The 19,848-nt window shown below is 73.2% G+C and carries 17 protein-coding genes; 7 read left to right on the top strand and 10 right to left on the bottom strand.

The features are described 5' to 3' along the window. Positions 1-76 precede the first annotated feature (76 nt). Positions 77-2,023, top strand: coding sequence for a caspase family protein (locus tag ACZ6C1_RS17850; RefSeq protein WP_469242037.1), 1,947 nt, complete (start codon positions 77-79; stop codon positions 2,021-2,023). 9 nt (positions 2,024-2,032) lie between these two features. Here the strand turns inward: ACZ6C1_RS17850 and ACZ6C1_RS17855 are convergent, their stop codons facing one another. From ACZ6C1_RS17855 to ACZ6C1_RS17870, 4 genes are read right to left on the bottom strand one after another with little or no spacing between them, the layout of a single operon-like run. Further along, positions 2,033-6,196 carry a CHAT domain-containing protein gene (locus tag ACZ6C1_RS17855; RefSeq protein WP_469242309.1) on the bottom strand — a complete coding sequence of 1,388 codons (4,164 nt, stop codon included), beginning with the start codon at positions 6,194-6,196 and terminating at the stop codon, positions 2,033-2,035. A gap of 2 nt (positions 6,197-6,198) precedes the next feature. Beyond that, entirely contained in the window at positions 6,199-6,852 is a 654-nt protein-coding gene (locus ACZ6C1_RS17860; protein WP_469242039.1) for an RES family NAD+ phosphorylase, read from the bottom strand. Positions 6,853-6,857: 5 nt separating this feature from the next. Next, a complete protein-coding gene (locus tag ACZ6C1_RS17865) occupies positions 6,858-7,526 on the bottom strand; it encodes a hypothetical protein (RefSeq protein ID WP_469242041.1) in 669 nt (222 codons plus the stop codon). Beyond that, complete coding sequence (locus ACZ6C1_RS17870; protein WP_469242042.1) at positions 7,523-8,710, bottom strand: macro domain-containing protein; 1,188 nt, start codon at positions 8,708-8,710, stop codon at positions 7,523-7,525. The genes ACZ6C1_RS17865 and ACZ6C1_RS17870 overlap by 4 nt, the downstream gene beginning before the upstream one ends. A gap of 215 nt (positions 8,711-8,925) precedes the next feature. Between ACZ6C1_RS17870 and ACZ6C1_RS17875 the strand changes: the two genes are divergently transcribed. From ACZ6C1_RS17875 to ACZ6C1_RS17885, 3 genes are all read left to right on the top strand, one after another. After that, complete coding sequence (locus ACZ6C1_RS17875; protein ID WP_469242043.1) at positions 8,926-9,117, top strand: hypothetical protein; 192 nt, start codon at positions 8,926-8,928, stop codon at positions 9,115-9,117. Between the two features lie 64 nt (positions 9,118-9,181). Beyond that, complete coding sequence (locus ACZ6C1_RS17880; protein ID WP_469242044.1) at positions 9,182-10,057, top strand: MEDS domain-containing protein; 876 nt, start codon at positions 9,182-9,184, stop codon at positions 10,055-10,057. Between the two features lie 4 nt (positions 10,058-10,061). Next, on the top strand, positions 10,062-10,484 hold the full coding sequence (locus ACZ6C1_RS17885) for an ATP-binding protein (protein ID WP_469242045.1): 423 nt from the start codon (positions 10,062-10,064) through the stop codon (positions 10,482-10,484). 204 nt (positions 10,485-10,688) lie between these two features. Here ACZ6C1_RS17885 and ACZ6C1_RS17890 read toward each other — a convergent pair whose 3' ends face one another. Continuing rightward, entirely contained in the window at positions 10,689-11,177 is a 489-nt protein-coding gene (locus ACZ6C1_RS17890; protein WP_469242046.1) for an anthrone oxygenase family protein, read from the bottom strand. A gap of 5 nt (positions 11,178-11,182) precedes the next feature. Beyond that, positions 11,183-11,593, bottom strand: a complete 411-nt coding sequence (locus ACZ6C1_RS17895; protein ID WP_469242047.1) for a nuclear transport factor 2 family protein — start codon at positions 11,591-11,593, stop codon at positions 11,183-11,185. 96 nt (positions 11,594-11,689) lie between these two features. On the opposite strand from ACZ6C1_RS17895, the gene ACZ6C1_RS17900 reads away from it, so the two are divergent. Continuing rightward, positions 11,690-12,289: a TetR/AcrR family transcriptional regulator gene (locus ACZ6C1_RS17900; RefSeq protein WP_469242048.1), complete on the top strand. Its 600-nt coding sequence runs from the start codon at positions 11,690-11,692 to the stop codon at positions 12,287-12,289. A 119-nt stretch (positions 12,290-12,408) separates the two neighbouring features. Continuing rightward, on the top strand, positions 12,409-13,014 hold the full coding sequence (locus ACZ6C1_RS17905) for a flavodoxin family protein (protein ID WP_469242049.1): 606 nt from the start codon (positions 12,409-12,411) through the stop codon (positions 13,012-13,014). Between the two features lie 22 nt (positions 13,015-13,036). Here ACZ6C1_RS17905 and ACZ6C1_RS17910 read toward each other — a convergent pair whose 3' ends face one another. Beyond that, positions 13,037-14,395, bottom strand: coding sequence for a M1 family metallopeptidase (locus ACZ6C1_RS17910; protein ID WP_469242050.1), 1,359 nt, complete (start codon positions 14,393-14,395; stop codon positions 13,037-13,039). 249 nt (positions 14,396-14,644) lie between these two features. Between ACZ6C1_RS17910 and ACZ6C1_RS17915 the strand changes: the two genes are divergently transcribed. Further along, entirely contained in the window at positions 14,645-15,583 is a 939-nt protein-coding gene (locus ACZ6C1_RS17915) for an oxidoreductase (RefSeq protein ID WP_469242051.1), read from the top strand. Positions 15,584-15,686: 103 nt separating this feature from the next. On the opposite strand, the gene ACZ6C1_RS17920 is transcribed toward ACZ6C1_RS17915, so the two are convergent. From ACZ6C1_RS17920 to ACZ6C1_RS17930, 3 genes are all read right to left on the bottom strand, one after another. Beyond that, entirely contained in the window at positions 15,687-17,303 is a 1,617-nt protein-coding gene (locus tag ACZ6C1_RS17920; RefSeq protein WP_469242052.1) for a sodium/solute symporter, read from the bottom strand. Beyond that, on the bottom strand, positions 17,300-17,827 hold the full coding sequence (locus ACZ6C1_RS17925) for a DUF485 domain-containing protein (RefSeq protein WP_469242053.1): 528 nt from the start codon (positions 17,825-17,827) through the stop codon (positions 17,300-17,302). The genes ACZ6C1_RS17920 and ACZ6C1_RS17925 overlap by 4 nt, the downstream gene beginning before the upstream one ends. Positions 17,828-18,360: 533 nt before the next feature. After that, the gene (locus ACZ6C1_RS17930; protein ID WP_469242054.1) at positions 18,361-19,779 is read right to left on the bottom strand and encodes a DEAD/DEAH box helicase; all 1,419 of its coding nucleotides are present in this window, start codon (positions 19,777-19,779) and stop codon (positions 18,361-18,363) included. Between the last annotated feature and the right edge of the window lie 69 nt (positions 19,780-19,848).

The following is a 19,848-nucleotide window of genomic DNA, read 5'->3' on the forward strand; positions in this document are numbered from 1 at the left end:
CGACGCCCAGAACACGCCCTGTTTCCGGACCGGCCCGCCATCCGGCGCCGCACGCCCGGCTGACAGACTCTCCGCCATGGGCTCGTTCTACGCACTCATGGCCGGGATCGACGACTACCCGCCGGCCGTCGCCACTCCGCTCTCCGGCTGCCTCAACGACATCGCCGAAGCGAGCCGGCTGATCCGCGACCGCCTGGGCGGCGGCCGCGCACCGGGCGGCGAGGACGGCATCCGTACGCTCCTCAACGGGGCGGCGACGGCCGCGGCCGTCGAGGACGGCATCCGGAACCACCTCGGACAGGCCGGGCCCGGCGACACCGCCCTGTTCTGGTTCTCCGGGCACGGCACACAGTCCCGGGCGGAGGAGGAGGCCCATCTCCTCATCGAGGCAACGGGACGAAACCAGGCCCTGGTCTGCGTCGACGGGCCGCTGCTCGACAAACGGCTGGGCGCGCTCCTCGACGCCGTCGCGGCACGCGGCGCGCATGTCGCTGCGGTCCTCGACTGCTGCTTCTCCGGCGGCGCCACCCGCGACCCCGGGCTCACCCCGCGTTACGCACCCCCCGCCGCGCACTGGAAACTCGACGGCACCGGCCGGAGCGCCGCGGCCGACGGCGGACCGCCGCCCGGGCGTCACGTCCTGATGGCCGCGAGCCGCCTCGACCAGCTGTCGTACGAGGGCGATTACGGCGGCCGCCGCCACGGCGCCTTCTCCCACGCCCTGATCGGCGCGGCCCGTGACGCGGGCCCGGACGCCACCTACCGCCGGCTCCTGTCCGCCGCCGACGCACGGCTGCGGCGCTCCGGCGGCAGGCAGCAGCCCGTGCTGTATCCGCCCGACCCCGGCGGCGTCGCCGACCTGCCGTTCCTGGGCGGTGCACCGGCCCGGCCCACCGGCCCGTATCTGCTGCGCTTCGGCCGCGACGGCTGGGAGGTGGATTGCGGCTCCGGCCACGGCCTGCCCGGCGGTACGGCAGGGGCGGGCACGACGTTCACCCCGGTGCCGGTGCCGGTGCCGGTGCCGGTGCCGGTGCCGGTGCCGGTGCCGGAGCCCGGCGCCACCGGCGGCACCCCGGTCTCCGCCCCGGACCTCGCCCCCGCCTCCGCCCCGGCCGTCCGGGCCCGCACCGTGGAGGCCGGGCGCACCCTCGTCGACCCCGTCGGCTGGGCACCCTCGCCCGCCCAGGTCTACCCCGTCACGCTCGCCGCACTGCCCCGGCCGCCGGCCACCGTCACCCTCACCGCACCCGACCGGCCCGGTACCGAGGACGACCTGCGCCGCAGCATCGCCGCGTCCCCGCTGCTGAAGCCCGCCGACGGCACGGCGCCGTCCACCGGAATCCACTTCCGCGTCCACGTCGAAGGCACCCGCGCCCATGTGCTGCGCGACGACGGCACGCCCTTCACGGACCCCCTCCCGCTCACCGGCGGCCGTGACGCCGATCGGGTGGCCGCGTGCCTGACGCACCTGACCCGCTGGCATCAGATCCGCGACCTGACACCCCCTCCCAGCGTGCTGGACGGACTGGTCCGCGTGGAGATCACCCCCTGGGACGGCACCGGGCCGCTCACCCCCGACGGCCACGGGGAGATCGTCTGCGCCTACACCCCCGGCCCCGGAGGACCGCAGCCGCCGAGGGTCTCCGTACGGCTGCACAACCGTTCGGCCGACCGCACCCTGTGGTGCGTCCTGATCGACCTGACCGACAGCTACGCCAGTCACACGCTCCTGTATCCCGGCCACTTCATCGGACCCGGCCGCACCGGCCACGCCCTGGACGGCGAACCGGTGCAGCTCTCCCTGCCCGCCACCCGGCCCCTCGTGCCCGGCGCGTCCACCCAGGACTGGCTGAAACTGATCGTCTCGGAGAGTGAACTCAACACCGTTCCCTACCACCTGCCCGCGTGGGACGCCCAAGCCCCCGGCGCCGCCCGCGACCTGGGCGCGGTCGCCGCACCCGCCGGCAGGTGGACGGCCCGGACCGTCCGCCTCCGCACCGTCGTACCGGAGTCCGAGGCCTGACAGCCGGCCCTACTGCCCCAGGTGCGTGAACCCGGCCCATGAGCTCAGGTCGTCCGGGTCCACCCGACCCGCCCGGTCGGCGAGCATCGGCGGCAGCCCGGCGGGCAGCTCCCGCGCCGGGTCCAGCATCCACAACTGGGCCCGGCGCAACGCCTTCGCCGGTGGTTCGCCCTCCTTGCGCAGGAAGTGGTGGACCATGAACATCAGCACCGAGGTCGCGTCGTCGGGCACCGGCCACAGCGAGCCGATCACCGACCTCGCCCCCGCCACCATGAACGCGGTGGCGAGGCTGTACGCCTCGTTGTGCCCCCGCCCGGACACATGGCTGCGGCACGCCGCCAGCAGCACCAGCCCGAGGCTGCCGCGCATGCTGTCACTCACGGCCTCGGTGAGCTCCTCCGCCGACAACTCACCACCGTGCAGCGAGAGATAGGCACTGCGCCGCGCCCTCTCGGCCACCGTCGCGTGGCACGCCAGATGCAGCACCCCGCCGTCGACCGTGCCCCCGCGCAGCCAGGACACCACATCCCCAGGCGTTCCCGCCCCGTCCACCGGCCCGCCGTCGCGCCGCCCGAGGAACTGCCCCTCCGGGTAGAACACCCGCTGTACGGCGTCGGCCTCCTCACCCGCGAACCGCAGATCACCCGTGGGGTTCCCGACGATCAGCGCCGCGGCCCCGGCCCGGCCCGTGCCGCCCGCACCGCCGTGCGCCACCGCCGGACGGGCCGCCACGTCGCACAGGAGCCGCGCGGACGCCGCGTACGAGATCTCGGCCTCCTGCAGCGCGTACCGGCGCCGGCCGCCCACGGCCGGTTCCCACGCCGCGTGCCAGGGCACCAGCCCGAGCCGCCCCATCGGCACGAGCACCAGCCGGGGAACCCGCCCCGGGCGGCTCGGCGCCGCGAACGCGTCGAACAGCGGCCGTATCCCGGCGTACCACGCCCACCCGCACAGCCGGTCCAGCTGCGCCCGCAACTCGGGCGCCGGCCGCGCGCCCGGACCGCCCCCGCCGACCCCCGTCACCGGGCCCATGTCCCGCGCGCCGCCCGGCTCCGGAAGGTAGTCCCGCAGCGGCGCGGCCCGCTCGCTCAGCGTCGGCAGGGGCACCGCGTGCACCTCGCCCGACGACGTCACCACCACCGCCGTACCGGCCGACTCCTCCGACGCGGGCACCAGGTACACCAACGCGTCCTTGCCGACCGCCCGCAGCGCCCGCCCGATCTCCTCCGGCGTGGGCGGCTCCAGCAGCCTCCCCTGCAGGGCGCCCTCACCGGTGAGCACGGCAAGCACCCGGCGGCGCAGCTCGCTCGGCACGCTCAGCGGCTCCCGCGCGGCGGTCAGCGGATCGGCGGCCGCACCGGTGCCGGCCACCGTGCGCCACTCGTCGGCGAGGTCCCGGCGGCCCGCGGCGACGAGCCGCTCGGGCACCGTCATGGACGTGGTGGCGGCGTGCAGGACCAGCCCGCGGCACGAGTCCAGCGCGGTCACGGCCTCCTCCGGCACGTTGTCCTTCAGACACCAGCCGGCGACCTCCAGCGCCGTGCCCGTGGCCGTCGCCGCGGCCTCCGCCGCGTGATCCGTACCCGACTGGAGCAACGCGGCCCAGGCGTGCCCGCGCAGCGCCTCCAGCCCGTGCCGGCGGCCGGCCTCCCGGTCACCGCGGTACAGCGAACCGCGCATGCGGTAGGCGCGGCCCAGGCCCAGGCGGACGGTCGCGTGGAGCCGGTGCTCCGGGCCCGCGACCGCCGCGTTCGCCTCCTCCAGCAGGGCGATGCCCTGGGCCAGGTGCGCGTCGTGGGAGCGCCGGTCCCTCTGGACCGACGCGAGCGTGCAATGCCCCGCCCCCAGGCAGTTGGTGTACCTCAGCCAGCTGTCGCTGCCCTCGTCGACCAGGCCGTGCGCCTCCTTGACGAGCTCCATCGCCTCGGCGATCCCGGCCATGTCCTGGGTGCTCGCCGCCCGTACGAACCGGGTCAGCCCGCCGTCGCCCAGCACCCAGGCCCGGTGGTCGCGCGGCAGCCGTGCCGCGTCCTTGCGCAATCGCGCCGCCGTGGGGCGTCCCGGCAGCGGCGGGGCGGCGGGCGCCCCGAGGCGGCGGGCCAGGTCGTCGCGGGTGAGGCAGCAGTTCTCGATGGACGTCCACAGCTCCACGCGCGAGGGGTCCTCGGGGTCGAGCCTGTCGCGGACGTCGAGCATGAGGGCGATCTTGTCGTCCACGGTGGCCAGGTCACCGCGCCGGGCCGCCAGGTGCACCTCGTGGGAGGCCTGCTGGGCGTCCATCACCAGGCGCAGGTGCGGGGTGATGCGCGGATCGTCGCGGATCCGGCGCCAGGTGTCGATCCCGGCCTCGACGTCGTCCGTCGCACCGCCGGTCTGGCCACGGTGCGTGCGGGCGAGGAGCGTCACGAAGTCGAGGTCGCCCTCCGGGATGCCGCCGTCCGCGGACGACGCCGTACGGGCCTCGGCGAAGTGGGCCAGCACCTCGTCCATCCGCGCGCCCGTCCCCGCCATCTCCTCCCGCATCCGTACGGCACCGGCCACGGCGTGCGCCTTGCTGCGCCACGCGGGGTCGTCCTCGTCACCCGGCCGCAGCAGGGCCGCCATCAGCTCGGTGCGCCGCTCCTCGTCGACCCGGTTGCCGTGCGGGTCGAAGAACGGCAGGTGCGTGAGGATCATCGCGGCGCCCTGGGACCGCTCCCGGCTGCCCTCCTCCAGCTCGCACCAGCTCGCGTACAGGGTGTCGAACCCCCTGGCGAGCCGGTCCGCGTCGGTGACCTCGCCGGACATTCCCGGGAACCCGTGGTCGGTGTCGAGGTCGAAGAACAGCCGGCCCTCCTGGATGCCCTGGAGCATCTCCAGGTACATCCGGCGCATCTCCTCGTAGCCGGGACCCTCCGGAAGGCCCTCGCCGTCCGGTTCGATCCCGCGCTCCGCCATCTGCTGCCGCGCCCATCCGACCATCATCCGGGCCCCGCTCCGCAGCTCCGGATCGAGCCCTTCCTCCTGGAGGGCGAGCGCGGCGCCGCGCGCCACGTCGGTCAGCCGCTGGGGGTCGTCCGGGTCCTCCTGGTGGCGGATCTGCTGGAACGCCGCCAGGCAGAAGGCGGCGACGGCCACGCTCCCGTCCCGCTCCGGCACCCACTCCTCCACGGCCCGCCGCATCAACGCCAGCGCCCGGTCACGGCCCGCCGCGTCGTGCCGGGCGGCGGCCCGCTCGTACAGCAACCGCCCGAACGCGTCGAGGTACTGCGGCATCAGCCGGTCCAGGGCGCCCTCCACGGCCAGTAGCGACTTCAGCTCCGTTTCGGCCGCGGCCGCGTGCCCCTGGTCCTTCCAGGTGGCCCAGATCATCGCCCGGATGAACACCCCGCGGACCTGCGCCTCCCACACCCATTCCGGCTCGGGACCGCCGGCCCGCCGCGCCTCGGCCACCGCCCGGCCGAAGGCGTCCCTGGCCTCCTCCAGCTCGTCCCGGTCCCGCGCGGCCCGCCCGTGCAGCATCAGCGCGATGCCCAGACTGCCGCGTACGAAGGGGACATCGGTCCCGGGCGGCGCGGCGTCCAGGACGGCACGGTAGTGGGCGGCCGAGACGGCGGCGTCCGCCATGCTGTCGTGCAGCGTGCAGCGTTCCAGGTACAGGTGACCCAGCGACTCCCGGAGGTCCACCGCCTCCTCCGTGTCCGGCTCGCACACCGCCAGGGCCTCCTCGTGCCACCGCAGCGCCTCGTCGAGCAGGTCCGCCCGCCCGGCGTCGTCCGCGCGGGACTCGTACCGCGCCTTGGAGCCGAGCGCCAGCAGATGGAGACCGACGGCCCGCACCGGGGCGTACTCCTCGTCGTCCGGCGGGAGGCCCGCGACACCGGAGCGGACCGACTCCATGACCAGGTCGAGACGTTCGGCCGTCGGGTCCTCGTCGTGACCGAAGGCCAGGACGTGCCCGTACTGGACGCGCCACATGTGCCAGTCGTGGTCGTCGCCCGGATCGCGAAACGCCAGCTCGAAGGCCTCGCGGGCCAGTTCCAGGTCCTCCGGCTCCCGGTGGCGGAGGTACAGCACGTAACTGATCCGGCCGGTGTGCGCGCAGTACACGGGCGCGTCGGGGTCGTCGGCCGGCATCTGCGCCAGGGCGCCGAGGAGTTCGTCACGCTCGGTGCGCAGCTCGTCGTCCGCCATGGTCAAGGAGCGAGCCTCACGTGGTAGGGCTGGAGGACGGAGTCGAGCCATTCCTCGCCGTCCGGGGTTCCGAAGTCGACGGCGCCTTCCGGCACCGCCTCGACGGCCCCGGGCGGGCAGCGGTCGCCGAAGAGGACCACGGTCCGGTCGGCCGGCTCGCGTTTGGAGGACCAGACCAGGCCCTGCGCCCAGGGGCCGGTGTGCTGCCGGATCCAGTGCGCCCAGTCCCGCGTGTACGCGTAGTCGTGCGCCTCCGTGTGGACCAGCCAGCTGTCCTGGTGGACGGCGGCCAGGTCCCGCGCCGACACCAGCGACACCACGTCCAGGTCCGCGCCGAGCACCAGCCGCGACAGCCGCCGCCGCGCCACGCCCGCCCGGGGCAGCAGCCGGGGACCACCCGCCGGGTCGAACGGCAGCGACCGCAGCAGCGTCTCGCACAGCGCCGCCTCGGCGCCCAGGCCCGCGTACAGGTAGCCGTACGGGTCGCACGCCGTACCGTCGAACCGTCCACCGCCGTACAGGCAGTGCGACGGCACCGGGTTGAACGCCGCGGCGTCCCGGTGGGCGGCGTGCACCCGGTACAGCGTGGTACCGCGCTCCAACGTGACCTTGCCGGGAGTACCGGTCATGGCCGCGGGCGGCCGGTAGTTGGGCACGGCTGCTACTCCCCGTCCATCAAGAAGCCCGCCGTGTCGACGAGCCGGCGGTCATTGCCCATGCCGAGGAGTTCGGCCGGTGCCGTGCCCAGCCAGGCGTTGCCGGACAGCCACCAGTCGGCGGCGCCCCACGGGTCGCGGTCCGCCCCCAGAAGGGCGTTCACCTCCAGGACCACCATCCAGGGCAGGACGTCCTCCGAGAACTGGAAGCTCGGCAGGCGCACCGTGCCGCCCTCGCCCCGCAGCCGGATCAGCTCGGGCGCGTACGGGTCGCCGCCCCGCCGCAGCACGGTGTCGGCGCTCAGGGCGGGTGCCGCGAGCAGCCGCTCGCGCACCGGCCCGAGCACGGGGCCCACCATCCGGTGCCCGTCGACCAGCAGCACCGCAAGGTCCTCCATACGGAAACCCAGATACGTGTCGTCCACGGCGTCCAGCAGGCCGGCCACCGCGCGGCCCTCGCCCTGCGCGCCGAACTCCTCGGGCAGTTCCTCCCGCAGCACCCGGGCCGCCGCCTCCGCCGCGCCCCGCACCTCGGGCTCGCCCGCCCCCGCCGCCCGTTTGCGGCGTACGTCGGTGAGGAGCGCGGCCAGCCGGTCGCGGAGCGGGCCGTCGACGCGGCCGGCGACACGGTCCCAGTGGGCCGCCGCGGCCGCCAGCACGGCGTACGGATTCATGGGGTCCCCCCGTCGTGGGCAACGTCGTGAGCGACGTCAACGGCGACGTCGTGGGCGATGTCATGGGTGATTCCATGGGCAGGGTCCTGAGCGCCGTCGTGGGCGAGCAGTCTCTCGACGAGGTCCGCACGGGCGTGGGCGCGGACGACGACATGCACCTCCCACTCCCTGCCGTTCTCCCTGCCGCGGGACAGTTCCGCCTCCACGGCCGGCCACAGCGCGCCGAAGCTCTCCATCGGCGTCAGCCCGCCCCGGCCCGCGCCCAGCAGCGGCAGGCACACCGAGCGGAGCGGCGGGTCGAACCGGGCGGACTCCTCCGCCAGCAGCGCGAACGCCCGGGTCACCCCGCGCGTGACGTCGGCGGGCTGGACGTCGTAGTCGTTGGTGCCGGGCCTGGGCTGTGCCACGGCCAGGTGGTAGATCCGCCGGATGCCCTGGGCGGCCAGGGCGCCCGCCGAGGTGGGCGCCACCGTGCCCGGCGGGACCGCCCGGCCCGGCGTCCCGTGCCGGGCGGTCCACCCCCGTAACTCGTCGTGGACGTGGTCCGCGACGAGTCCCCCCGTCGGGTCGAGGTCCGCTCCGGCGCGCCGCAGCGTGGCGGACACGGACGACTTGTAGGCGGCGGGCAGGACGAAGTAGGTGTTGGTCGGCGACACGATGACGTCGACGTCGCGGAGCAGGTCCACCGAGTGGACGTGGATCCGTACGGTCGCCGCTCCCCGGGTCCGTACCGTGCGGTGCGTGCGGTGCACGGCGGCGACGGCGAGGGGCGTGCCGTCCCCCTCGCCCTTCGCGGCGAGGCCCACGACCTGTTCGGCGATCTGCCCGAGCACCATCAGCTCGTGGTGCTTGCGGAACCGCTCGACGCTCACGCCGTACACCTGGGCCGCCCGGCGGCGCCGGTCCGCGGCCGGCCAGTCCCGGGTGCCCTGGGCGAGCCCGAGGCTGTACTCGGCGGCCGTCTGCAGCGTCCCGCCACCGATGCGGGAGACCGCGGTCCGTAACAGCCGCTCGACGCCGCCGCCCGGGGCGGCCGCGGCGGCACCGGCGAAGAACTCCCTTGCGATGCGGCCGAGTTCGGGCACGTCGAGCTCGCGCAGCCGTACCACACCGGCTCGCCTCACCTTCCTCACCTCCGCAAGGACCGACCCGTGTTCAGGCAGGTGAGGAGGGTGGGATGGCATGGCGGAAAGGATCGCACCACCGCCACCCGCCTCACAAGCCGGTTCCGTCTTCTTCTCCCGCGTTCCATTGCAGCGGACCGGCCGGTCGCGCCCGGGCCGCTTTCGGGTCGGATCCAGGGCGGGCGGCGGAATGCGTGGTACGCGGAGAATGCGGACGTGGCGGGTCTGTGTGACGCTGACGGCGGGACGAGTCACCCGACGGGACGGAGAGGGTCGTGAACCAGCTCGGAGACAAGCCGGAAGAGGTCCGCAAGCGGCTCGAGGAGGAGAAGCGGCAGGCCCGGCGGAAGCGCGAGGACGGCGGCGCCGAACGGGCGGAACAGCCGCCGGAGCCGGCCCCGCCGAAGGGCCCGGTGCCCGGCGACGCGCTGCGCGAGAGGCACCCCGACGCCGAGGAGCGGCAGTGAACACCCCGCGGAGGTTGGTAACGTAGCGCCACACGGCGGTTACAGGGGGGTGGGAGAGGTGGGCGTGCTCGCGAGCGATGAGCACCATCCCGGGACGCTTCCCGTGCAGCGCATGGGCCCCGGGCACCACGCGTTCCTGTGCTACGACGACGATGCACCCGGCTGGGACGTGCTGGCCGCGTTCGTCTGGTCCGGACTGGCCCGAGGCGAGAAGGTCATCGTCTTCGGACCGCCGCGTCTGACCGAGGAACAGGTCCGGTCGCGACTGCAGGAGGCCCCAGGGCTACTGGCCGCGTCCGGATACGAGAGGGCGCAACTGGAGCTGAGCAGCATGCGGGAACTGATCCTGCCCGCGCGGCGGTTCACCGCCGACCGGCAGTGGCAGCGCATCGTCGAGGAGTCCGAGGCCGCCCGCGACGAGGGGTACACCGGACTGCGTACGTACATCGACATGGGCTGGGTCGCCGATCTGGGCGCCGATCTCGACATGATGATGGACCGTGAGCGCCGGGCCGGCCACCTCTTCACCGACGGCTTCTACAGCGAGATCTGCGCGTACGACCGGCGACGCTTCCCCGAGCCGGTCCTGGAGGCCATGTGCCGGGCCCACCCCCAGAACCTGCTGTCCGGGCTCGGACACTTGAGGTGCCTGCCCGGACAGGGCACGCTCCACGTGATCGGCGAGGTGGACCAGGCGACGTGCGGGCAGCTCACCCGGGCCGTCACCGACCTGCTCCAAACCCCCGCGCCGCCACCCGGCCCGCTCACCGTGGACCTGCTGCGCACCGGCTTCCTCGGTGCCGAGCCCGCGGCCGAGCTCGTCCGCCTGCTCGGCCGGGCGCCGGTCCACCCGCCCGTACGGATCCGCTGCTCCGAGCGGCACGCACGCCTGCTGTGCCGCCTCGGTGCGGACCCGGCCGGCCTCGATGTGACGGGGTAGGGCCATGACCGTGGAATCGGCCGGGCCACCCGGTATCGGTGAGGAACTCCTGCTGCGCCGCCGCTTCGACAGCGCGGGCATCCCGCGACTGCGCGTCCTGGTGGAGGGCTGCGCCGCCCTGTCCGGCCTCCCGGAGCCCCGGCGCGGCGACTTCGTCGTGGCCATGGACGCCGTGGCCGGCAACGTCGTCCAGCACGGAGGCGGACACGGCGTGCTGGTACTGGCCAGGACCCCGGAGGAACTGGAGTGCCGCATCACCGACCAGGGCCCGGGCTTCACCGAGGACGTCATCCCCGACCTCGCTCCCGGTCTCGACGGCGCCTGCCACGGCCGGGGCCTGTGGCTCACCCGCCTGATCACCGACCGCCTCACCATCTCCCGGGGTCCCACCGGCAGTACCGTGGCGTTCGCGATGAGACTGCGCTGACGACTGGCTCAAGACCGCGCCGAGAGCGAACGTGACGCCGGCCCGCACGACCCGTTGCGGTTGTGCGGGCCGACGTTCTGTCCGGGAAGGGTGTGCCGGTTTCATCGCGAGCCAAGGGGACCGACGGGGTTCCTGGGGAGACGGCCCGTGGCGCGGGTTGCCTGGGGCTCCGGCGCGTGGTCCGTGAGGGATCCGAAACCCCCGCTACGGGCGGCGACCACCTGTCGGCCGGTCGGCGTCAGCACCGCGCAGGGCGAGAAGGATCAGCAGCGCGAAGGCTGCGAATGCGGCGCCTGTGCGTGCGTAGTTGAAGGCCTCCCAGCGCGCCAGGATTTCGGCGTGATCGGCGGGCGCCGAGGTGGCGGCCCACTGCTTGATGCGGCCGTTGATGGGGACGTTGCCGAGACGGGTGATGAGGAAGGATGCCAGGGCAAGGAGTCCCGCCCCTCCGGCCAGCCACCGTGAGGTCCCTCGGGTCATGACTGCGAGCGCGACGGCGCTGAGCGCCGACACGCCCATGGCGCCTTGCATGGTGATGCCGTTCATCTGCATCAACTGGCTGTGGAAGTCCAGCCTCATGGCGAGCGGTACGGCGTTGAAGGTCGGGACGAGGTTGGCCGCTCCGTAGCCGAAGGCGCCGGCGAGGGCACCGGTGGACAACAGGGCGAGGCCGAGGACGAGTCGGACGCGCATGCGGATCACTTCTCCGTCTCGGGTTCGCCGGGGGCGACGGCTCGCGTGAGCTGCTCAGCTCGTCGCAACAGGCCGTCGGCGGTGAACTCCGCGAACATATGGACTCGTGTGGAAACCGGTCCGCCCTTGCGCATCCGCGCGTGAATCGTGAAGCGGGTCGCTATTCGGTCTCCGTCCGTGAACGCCTCGTGCACCTCGAACCGGAACTCGTGCAGGTTGTTGCGCACCGGACGGAGGTGGGCGACGAGGCGGTCCCAGTCGAGTGGTACGCCGTCGGCGACTTGAACGACGTCTCGGGTGCAGAACCTGGACATCAGATCAGAGGCGTCTTCCGAGCCATGGACCACGGCGTCGGTGAAGGTCGTGAAGAAGTCGGCGATGAACTGTTCGGGAGGCTTCGTGCGGAGAGGGTTCACCGTGCTCCTGCCATGCGTGCGAGGCCGGCCCCCGCTACGATCTCTTACAGAGCTGTAAGATATAGCGGGGATTCATATCTGACAAGGGTGTAAGAGTTGACTGCTTTCGAGACCCCGGACGACTCACCGCGGATTCGGCCCCGCCGACGCGCCGACGCCGAGCGCAGCAGGGCCGCAGTGCTGGACGCCGCGGTCCGACTGCTGGCCGAGCGGCCCGACGCCGGTATGGCCGCCATCGCCGCCGCGGCCGACGTCACCCGCCAGACCGTGTACGCGCACTTCGGGACCCGTGACGCGCTGCTGGACGCTGTCGCCGACCGGATCACGGACCAGGCCATGGCCGCGATGGACGAGGCTGAAGAGCGGAGCGGTTCCGCCCTGGACGCGCTACTGCGGCTGCAGGACATCGGCTGGCGGCTGTTCACACAAAACCCGGTGCTCCTCCAGCTCGGCAGTGCCCGCGCCGACGCCGACCTGGCCCGGCATGAGCCCGTCGCGGCCCGGCTCGCCCGGCTGATCGAGAGGGGCCAGGAGTCGGGCCACTTCGACCCCGCACCGCCGGCCACCTGGCTGGCGGCCGCGGTCACCGCTCTCGGCCACGCGGCAGGCGACGAAGTCAGGGCGGACCGCATGTCGGTGGAAGAAGCGGCAACATGGCTACGGACCGCCACACTCGCCCTCCTGAGGGCGGACTGAGGACCTCGGCACCCTGGGCGGCTCCTCCGCCCGGGACACGCGGGGTTCCCGGCGGCCGGACACGGATCGGCCAACAGCGCCGACGTCTCGTCGGGGGTGCCCTGGGTACGCGGGACGGCATGAAAGCACTGGTGATCAACTGCACGCTCAAGGAGTCACCCGAGCAGTCCAACACGCACGCGCTGGCCCACGTGGTGGCCCGGCAACTCGTGGCGTACGGCGTGGAGGTGCGCTTCGTACGCGCGGTCGACCTGACCATCAAACCCGGAGTGACCAGCGACGAGGGCGAGGGCGATCAGTGGCCGGAGGTGCGCCGCATGCTCCTGGATTCACAGATCCTCATCATGGCCTCGCCGACCTGGCTCGGACGTCCTTCCTCAGTGGCCCAGCGGGTGCTGGAGCGGATGGACGCGATGCTCTCCGAGACCGACGACGAGGGCAGGCCGGTGGCGTACAACCGGGTCGCCGGGGTCGTGGTGACCGGCAACGAGGACGGCGCGCACCATGTGATCAGCGAAATCGCCGGCGCCCTCGGCGACATCGGCTACACCGTCCCCGGCCAGGCGTGGACGTACTGGCACCTCGGCCCGGGCGCGGGCCCCGACTACCTGGACGACGAGCGGGGACACGACTGGTCCGACAGGACGGGCCGGGCGATGGCGGCGAACCTGTACGGCGTGGCCAAGGCCCTGCGACAGAGCCCGCTCGGCCCGCCGCCGGGCTGAGCCGGGAGGGCCCGCCCGTCTCTCACCGGCTGCTCCCCCCGGCGTCCCCGGTGCCGTACAGCCACGTGTCCCACAGGCCGTCCAGGGCGCGTCCGGACATCTTCTCCACGTACGCCGTGAAGTCGGCCGTCGTGGCATCGCGGTACATACGGGTCTGCGCCCACAGCGGCAGGATCCGGAAGAACGTCGCGTCGCCCACCGCCTGGCGCACCTTGTGCAGCAGCATCGCGCCCCGGTCACCGAGCGGCCGGCCGTCGAGGTGCGCGGCGCTCGGCGGGGCGGCCGGCGGGAAGCTCTGCCCGGTGCCGGCGGCCAGGGCGTCGTGGAAAGCGCGTTCGGCCGGGACCCGGTGATGGTCCTCGTTCCAGAGCCAGACGGCGTAGGTGGCGAACCCCTCGCTGAGCCAGGCGTCCTGCCAGGTCCGCGGCGTCACGGAGCCGCCGTACCACTGCCGCGCCACGGCGCGGACGAGGGCGGCCTCGTCGAGCCGGTCGACGGGGAACACCGGACGGGTCAGCGCGGCCACCGGCCGGGCAAGCTGCCCTTCGGGCAGGACGACCGCGCCGAATGCACCGAAGGGATACCGGCCGAACCTCTTCGCCGACCAGTTCATGATCCCCGGGACACGGGCCAGTACCGCCTCGCCGCGCCCGGCCGCCGACGGGGCGATCGCGGTGACGACCGGCTGGCCGGTGCGGGGCACGGCGGAGAACCTCATGTCGTACCGCCCGATCGCCAGCGTCACCGCGTGGGACGGCACCTGGTGCTCCGTCTTCCAGGAGAAGGTGGTCCGCCCGCCCGCGGGCCGCTCCTTGCCCGGCACCCCGTTCGTCACCGCCCGCAGCCCCTTCGGCACGGTCACCTTGACGCTGTAGCCGGCCTTGTCGCTCGGGTGGTGGTTGCCCGGGAACCACGCCATCGAGCCGTTGGGCTCGCCGATCGCCACGGCGCCGTCCGTCGTCCTCAGCCAGCCCGTCCTGGCACCGGCGTGGACGACGGGCTGCGGGCGGCCCGCGTAGCGGACGAGCAGACGCAACGTGCCGCGCTCGGCCACATGGCGGTCCAGGCGCACGGTCACTTCGTCGCCCACCCGGTCGAAGGAAGCGTTCTCGCCGTCCACCTCGACGCTTTCGACGGTGAGCCCGCGCAGGTCGAGATTGACGGCGCTGAGGTCCTGCGTGGCGCTCGCGATGATGTCGGCGGTGCCCGACAAGTGCCCGGTGGACGGCTCGTAGGCCAGGTCGAGGTCGTAATGCCGGACGTCGTAGCCGCCGTTTCCCGCCGCGGGGAAGAGCCGGTCACCCACACCGGGCGCGCCCGGTTCACCGTGCACCTCGGCATGGCTGCCGTGCACGCCGGGACAGCCGGTGAGCAGCAGCATCGCGGCAGCCGGAAGAAGTAACCGCAGGGAGCCTCTTCGGTACATGTCCCGAGCGTAGGCGGCCGTTTCCGGCGTTCCGGCGGGGTAATCCGAATCGTGACCGCGCGCCGCGAGTGGCGGGCCCCACACGAAGGACGTGACGCAACTGGCGTACGCCCACGGGTAAGTTGGGTCCCCGTGCGTCGAGCACGGCGTGGTCACCTGGGTGACGGTGTGAGTCGCGCGTACCGAGTGGAGGAGTGGTTCCGCATGAGCTGGACGAGCGCCGACATACCCCGGCTGGACGGCCGGACAGCCGTGGTGACGGGTGCCAACAGCGGCATCGGGCTGGGCACCGCCAGGGAACTGGGCCGCTCGGGGGCGCGCGTGCTGCTCGCCTGCCGCGACGCCGGGCGGGGACAGGAGGCGACGGACCGGCTGGCGCGCGAAGTACCCGACGGCGCCTTCGAACTGGTCGCACTGGACCTGGCCGACCTGACCTCCGTCAAGGACGCCGCCGCTCTTATCCTCGACCGGACCGGTGGCGTACTGGACCTGCTGGTGAACAACGCCGGAGTGATGGCCCTGCCGCTGCGGCGTACCGCCGACGGCTTCGAGATGCAGTTCGGCACCAACCACCTGGGGCACTTCGCCCTCACCGGCCACCTGATGCCGGCCCTGCTCGCCGCCCCGGCACCGCGGGTGGTGACCGTCTCCTCCCTCGCCCACCGCATCGGCCGTATCGACTTCACCAACCTCAACGCCGAGCGCCGGTACGGCAAATGGTCCGCCTACGGGCAGTCCAAACTCGCCAATCTGCTGTTCGCTCTGGAACTCGACGCCCGCTCCCGCGCCGCGGGCGGGCACCTCACCGCCGTCGCGGCCCACCCGGGTACCTCCGCGACCAACCTGGCCCAGGCCGGCCCTCTGATGTCCGGACGCACCCTTACGGCCGCCCTCTCCGGGCACGTCACCGGGTTGACGAACCAGAGCGCCGACGACGGCGCCCTGCCGAGCCTGCGGGCCGCCACCGACCCGGAGGTCACCGGCGGCGACTACTTCGGACCGGCCGGGTTCCTCGAAACCCGCGGCGCACCGGTGCGCGTCGGCAGCACGGCCCGCGCCCGCGACCGGGCCACCGCCCGGAAACTGTGGCGCGTCTCCGAGGAACTCACCGGCGTCACCTACCCGCGGTTCGACCGGGAGTGACGGCCGTTACGCCGGTCACTCCGCTGCTCGCCCGCGCCCGGCCCGCCCGCGGGCAGACCGGGCAGGCCGGGCAGACCGGGCGCCTCTCCTCGGCGGGGAGGGGTCAGGCGGTGTCGCTGCCCGCCGCCGTGGGCGTACCGGCCAGAATCGTCGGTTCCACCTCCTCGTACCGACGGCCCCGGTCGCCCGCGTCCTCGTCGCGCAGGACCGTGGCGAGCCAGCCGGCCAGGAAGCCGAGCGGGACGGAGACGATGCCGCTCGTCGTGAACGGGAACCAGTTGAAGTCCTCGTCGGGGAATATGGACTGCGGCGACCCGGACACCAGGTTGCTGCCGACCATCAGCACGAATGCGGAGACGGTGCCCACGATGAGGGTGGCGAGCAGCCCCGTGCGGGTGTAGCGGCGCCAGAAGAGGGTGTACACGAACGCCGGGGCGATCGCGGAGGCGCCGACGCAGAAGGACAGGGTCAGCAGCGCCTGCAGGTTGAGGTGGCGGACCCCGGCCGCGATCGCGATCGCGACGAGCCCCACGCCGAGCGCGGCTGCCCGGGCGATGGCCATCTCCGTGGAGCCCTTCAGCGTGGCCTTGCGCAGCCCGTGCGCGATCAGGTCGTGCGCCAGTGTGTTGGCGCACGCGAGGGTGATCCCGGCGACCGAGGCCAGCAGGGTCAGGAACACCGCGGTGGCCACCGCCGTGAACAGCAGGGTCTCCAGCATCGTCGGATCGGTGCCCATGACGGCCTGGCTGACCATCAGGAACGCCGTCTGCCCCTGTGGGTCTCCGGCGACGAGATCCTTGTGCCCGACGATCGCGGCCGCGCCGAAGCCGATCACCGCGAGGAGCACACAGGTGACGACGACGGTCGAAACGGCCCAGGACATCGAGCGCCGCACGGCCGTCGCACTGCGGGAGCTGAACATGCGCATCGTGATGTGCGGCAGTACCGCCGCTCCGAGCACGACCGTCAGCTGGGTGCCGATCATGTCGAAGTCGTCGCCCGCGAACTGCAGCCCGGAGGCGAGGTACGCGTCTCCCGCGCCGCTCCCGTTCTTGGCCGCGTCCAGCAGGACCGGCAGGCTGAAGTCGAACCGCTCCAGGACGAGTACCGCGATGACGGTGGCCGCGCCGAGGAGGACGACGGTCTTGACGATCTGGATGAACGCGGTGCCCTTCATGCCGCCGATCGCCGCGTACGCGATCATCAGCAGACCGAGGAACACGATCGCCCCGGTCTTGAAGCCGTCGGCGTGGAAACCGAGGACGACGGCGAGCAGATCGCCCGCCCCCGCGAGCTGGAAGATCACCAGGGGCAGCAGCGCGGTGAGGGTGACCATGGCCGCCGTGATCCGCACGGCCGGGCCGGGGGCGCGGCGGGTGAGGACGTCGCCCGTGGTGAACCGGCCGGTGTTCCGCAGCGGCTCGGCGAGCAGGAACATCATCAGGACCAAAGAGAGCACGGTGCTCAGGGTGAGCGTGACTCCGTCGAACCCGAGAAGCGCGATGATGCCGATGGTGCCGAGCACCGTGCCCGCCGAGATGTAGTCGCCGGCGATGGCGAGGCCGCTCTGCACGGGCGACAACGAGCGGTAGCCGGTGTAGAACTCGCCCAGGTCACCGTGGTCGGGCCCGGTCATCACACACACCAGCAGGGTGACCGTGATGACCGCGATGAACGCGACCAGCGACATGGTCTGGGCGTCGGAACTGAACTCGGTCATGACCGGGCACCTCCGGCGCGGTCGGCGGGCCACTGCCACTGGTCCTGGCCGGCGGGGTGTGCGGGAACGTCCTCCCACGAGCCACCACGGGCTCCTGGGCCGCGACCGCGGGTCTCGCCCGCCGCCTGCCAGGTGCGCTCCCGGATGGCGGTCGCGAGCGGGTCGATGCGGTCGCGGGCGATGCGTTCGTACAGCGCGATGGCCGCGAGGGCGACCGGGAGCTGACAGAGCCCGAGAAGGAGGCCGATATTGAGGCCGCCGGTGATCTCGCTGGTCATCAGCCCGGGCGTGAAGGCCGAGAGAAGGAGGAACAGGGTGAAATACCCCAGCGCGGTGAGCGTCGAGACGCGGCGCAGCCTCCGGTAGCCGGACCGCAGCGAGTCGAGATCACCGGGGGAGCGGTGCGGCTCGCGGTGGTCCTGCTGCCGCGCGGCGGGCGCGGCGGGCGTGTCCCAGAAGTACGCGGCCATGTCATCGGGCCGGCGGGAGGGGGGTGGGTCGGGGAAGGGGCGGTGGTGCGACATCGACGTGCTCCTAGCCGCCGGTGGGGGCAGGCGGGCGGGTGGGTGCCGGTTGGTGCGCGCATGTTACTCACCGGTAGAGCGTCGGCGTAAGAGGCATTCCACCGACTGGACGACGGGTTTTGTGGAGAAACCGGTCGTGGATCGCACACGCCCGATGCCGTCGCCGTCGCGCCCGTTGTGTTGCGCGGATCGCGTCTGGAGATCGCGTCATGCGGATCGGTGTTGTGAAGATCGGCGTTGTGATCGGTGTGGTGAAGATCGTGGTCCCCGACGCACCTCGCATCCGCGAGGCGGGGAACACCCCGGTGCCGGCCCCGGTGGCAACGCCGACCCCGTGGCGCGCCGGGCCGGCGCAGGACGGCCGCCCGCACACGCACGGGGACGTACGGACGTCCGGCGCGCCGGTCCGGCACAGGACGGCCGCCCGCACACGCACGGGGACGTACGGACGTCCGGCGCGCCGGTCCGGCGCAGGACGGCCGCCCGCACACGCACGGGGACGTACGGACGTCCCGCCACTGCCCCGTCCGGCGTCAGCGGCCCTTGCGCACCCGGGCCGCGGCGCGGGCCTCCGCGGTCTTGCGCGCCTCGGCCGCTTTGCGGGACTCCTTCGCCGGGCGTCCCGGACGGGTGCCCAGGCCGCGGAAGGGTGCGTTGCCGTTGGTGGTCTTCGCCGGGGCCGGCGGACGCTTCGCCCCCGTGATGGCGGTCAGCCTCTCCTCGCCGGAGCGCACCTGGGTGACCGTCGGCCGGATCCCGGCCTCGGACATCATCCGGTTGACCTCGCGCCGCTGGTTGGGGGTGACCAGGGTGACCACCTTCCCGGACTCGCCGGCACGTGCCGTGCGCCCGCCCCGGTGCAGGTAGTCCTTGGCGTCGGCCGGCGGGTCGATGTTGACGACGAGGTCGAGCGCGTCGATGTGAATGCCTCGCGCCGCGACATTGGTGGCCACCAGCACGGTGATCTCACCGTCCTTGAACCTGCCGAGCGTGTGCGTGCGCTGCGGCTGCGACTTCCCGCTGTGCAGGGCGGCGGCCCGTATGCCGACGGATCGCAAATGACGGGTGAACTGGTCCACGCCGGCCTTGGTGTCCAGGAACATCAGTACCCGGCCGTCCCGCGCGGCGATCTCGGTGCCGGTCGCGTACTTGTCGGCGGCGTGGACGTTCAGCACATGGTGTTCCATCGTGGCGACCGAGCCCGCCACCCGGTCGACGGAGGCGAGCACCGGGTCGTGCAGGTGGCCGCGTACGAGCTGGTCGACGTCGCGGTCGAGCGTGGCCGAGAAGAGCAGCCGCTGCCCGTCCGGGCGGACCTGCTCCAGGATCTCCGTGACCTGTGGCAGGAACCCCAGGTCGCACATCTGGTCCGCCTCGTCCAGGACGGTGATCCGCACCTGATTCAGGTGGCAGTCCCGGCGTGACAGCAGGTCGGCCAGCCGCCCCGGCGTCGCGACGACCACCTCCGCACCCGTTCGCAGCAGTGCCACCTGCCGGTTGATCGACAGTCCGCCGACCACCGTAGCCAGGCGCACCTTCAGCGCCTGCGCGTACGGCGCCAGCGCGTCGCTCACCTGCTGCGCGAGTTCCCGGGTGGGCACCAGCACCAGCGCGAGCGGCCGCTTCGCCTCGGCCCGCAGGCCCGCCGTACGGACGAGCAGCGCCAGCCCGAAGGCGAGGGTCTTGCCGGATCCGGTCCGGGCGCGGCCGAGGACGTCACGGCCGGCCAGCGCGTTGGGCAGGGTGGCGGCCTGGATCGGGAAGGGCTCCGTGACCCCGAGGTCGAGCATGGTCCGCATCAGTTCCGGTGGCAGCCCGAGCGCGTCGAAGGACTCGGCCGGCGGCAGGCCCGGGGCCGCTGTCGGCGGCGTCGAGGGGTCGCCCTGCGGCGCTGTCGCCCCGTGGGGCTTGCCGGGGCGGGACGGTCCAGGGGCCGGCGGCTTCGCGTTCATGGGGGAACCTTCCTCGGTCGGGCGCCCGGAACGCACCAGGGCCCGTACCCCTTGGTACGGGCCCTGGCG

It is taken from the genome of Streptomyces sp. NPDC041796, assembly GCF_055590785.1.

Coding starts and splice junctions, on each gene's coding strand:
- ACZ6C1_RS17850 (WP_469242037.1), top strand. CDS start 77: ATGGGCTCGTTCTACGCACTCATGGCCGGGATCGACGACTACCCGCCG.
- ACZ6C1_RS17855 (WP_469242309.1), bottom strand. CDS start 6,196: ATGGCGGACGACGAGCTGCGCACCGAGCGTGACGAACTCCTCGGCGCC.
- ACZ6C1_RS17865 (WP_469242041.1), bottom strand. CDS start 7,526: ATGAATCCGTACGCCGTGCTGGCGGCCGCGGCGGCCCACTGGGACCGT.
- ACZ6C1_RS17870 (WP_469242042.1), bottom strand. CDS start 8,710: ATGCCATCCCACCCTCCTCACCTGCCTGAACACGGGTCGGTCCTTGCG.
- ACZ6C1_RS17885 (WP_469242045.1), top strand. CDS start 10,062: ATGACCGTGGAATCGGCCGGGCCACCCGGTATCGGTGAGGAACTCCTG.
- ACZ6C1_RS17890 (WP_469242046.1), bottom strand. CDS start 11,177: ATGCGCGTCCGACTCGTCCTCGGCCTCGCCCTGTTGTCCACCGGTGCC.
- ACZ6C1_RS17905 (WP_469242049.1), top strand. CDS start 12,409: ATGAAAGCACTGGTGATCAACTGCACGCTCAAGGAGTCACCCGAGCAG.
- ACZ6C1_RS17910 (WP_469242050.1), bottom strand. CDS start 14,395: ATGCTGCTGCTCACCGGCTGTCCCGGCGTGCACGGCAGCCATGCCGAG.
- ACZ6C1_RS17915 (WP_469242051.1), top strand. CDS start 14,645: ATGAGCTGGACGAGCGCCGACATACCCCGGCTGGACGGCCGGACAGCC.
- ACZ6C1_RS17920 (WP_469242052.1), bottom strand. CDS start 17,303: ATGACCGAGTTCAGTTCCGACGCCCAGACCATGTCGCTGGTCGCGTTC.
- ACZ6C1_RS17925 (WP_469242053.1), bottom strand. CDS start 17,827: ATGTCGCACCACCGCCCCTTCCCCGACCCACCCCCCTCCCGCCGGCCC.
- ACZ6C1_RS17930 (WP_469242054.1), bottom strand. CDS start 19,779: ATGAACGCGAAGCCGCCGGCCCCTGGACCGTCCCGCCCCGGCAAGCCC.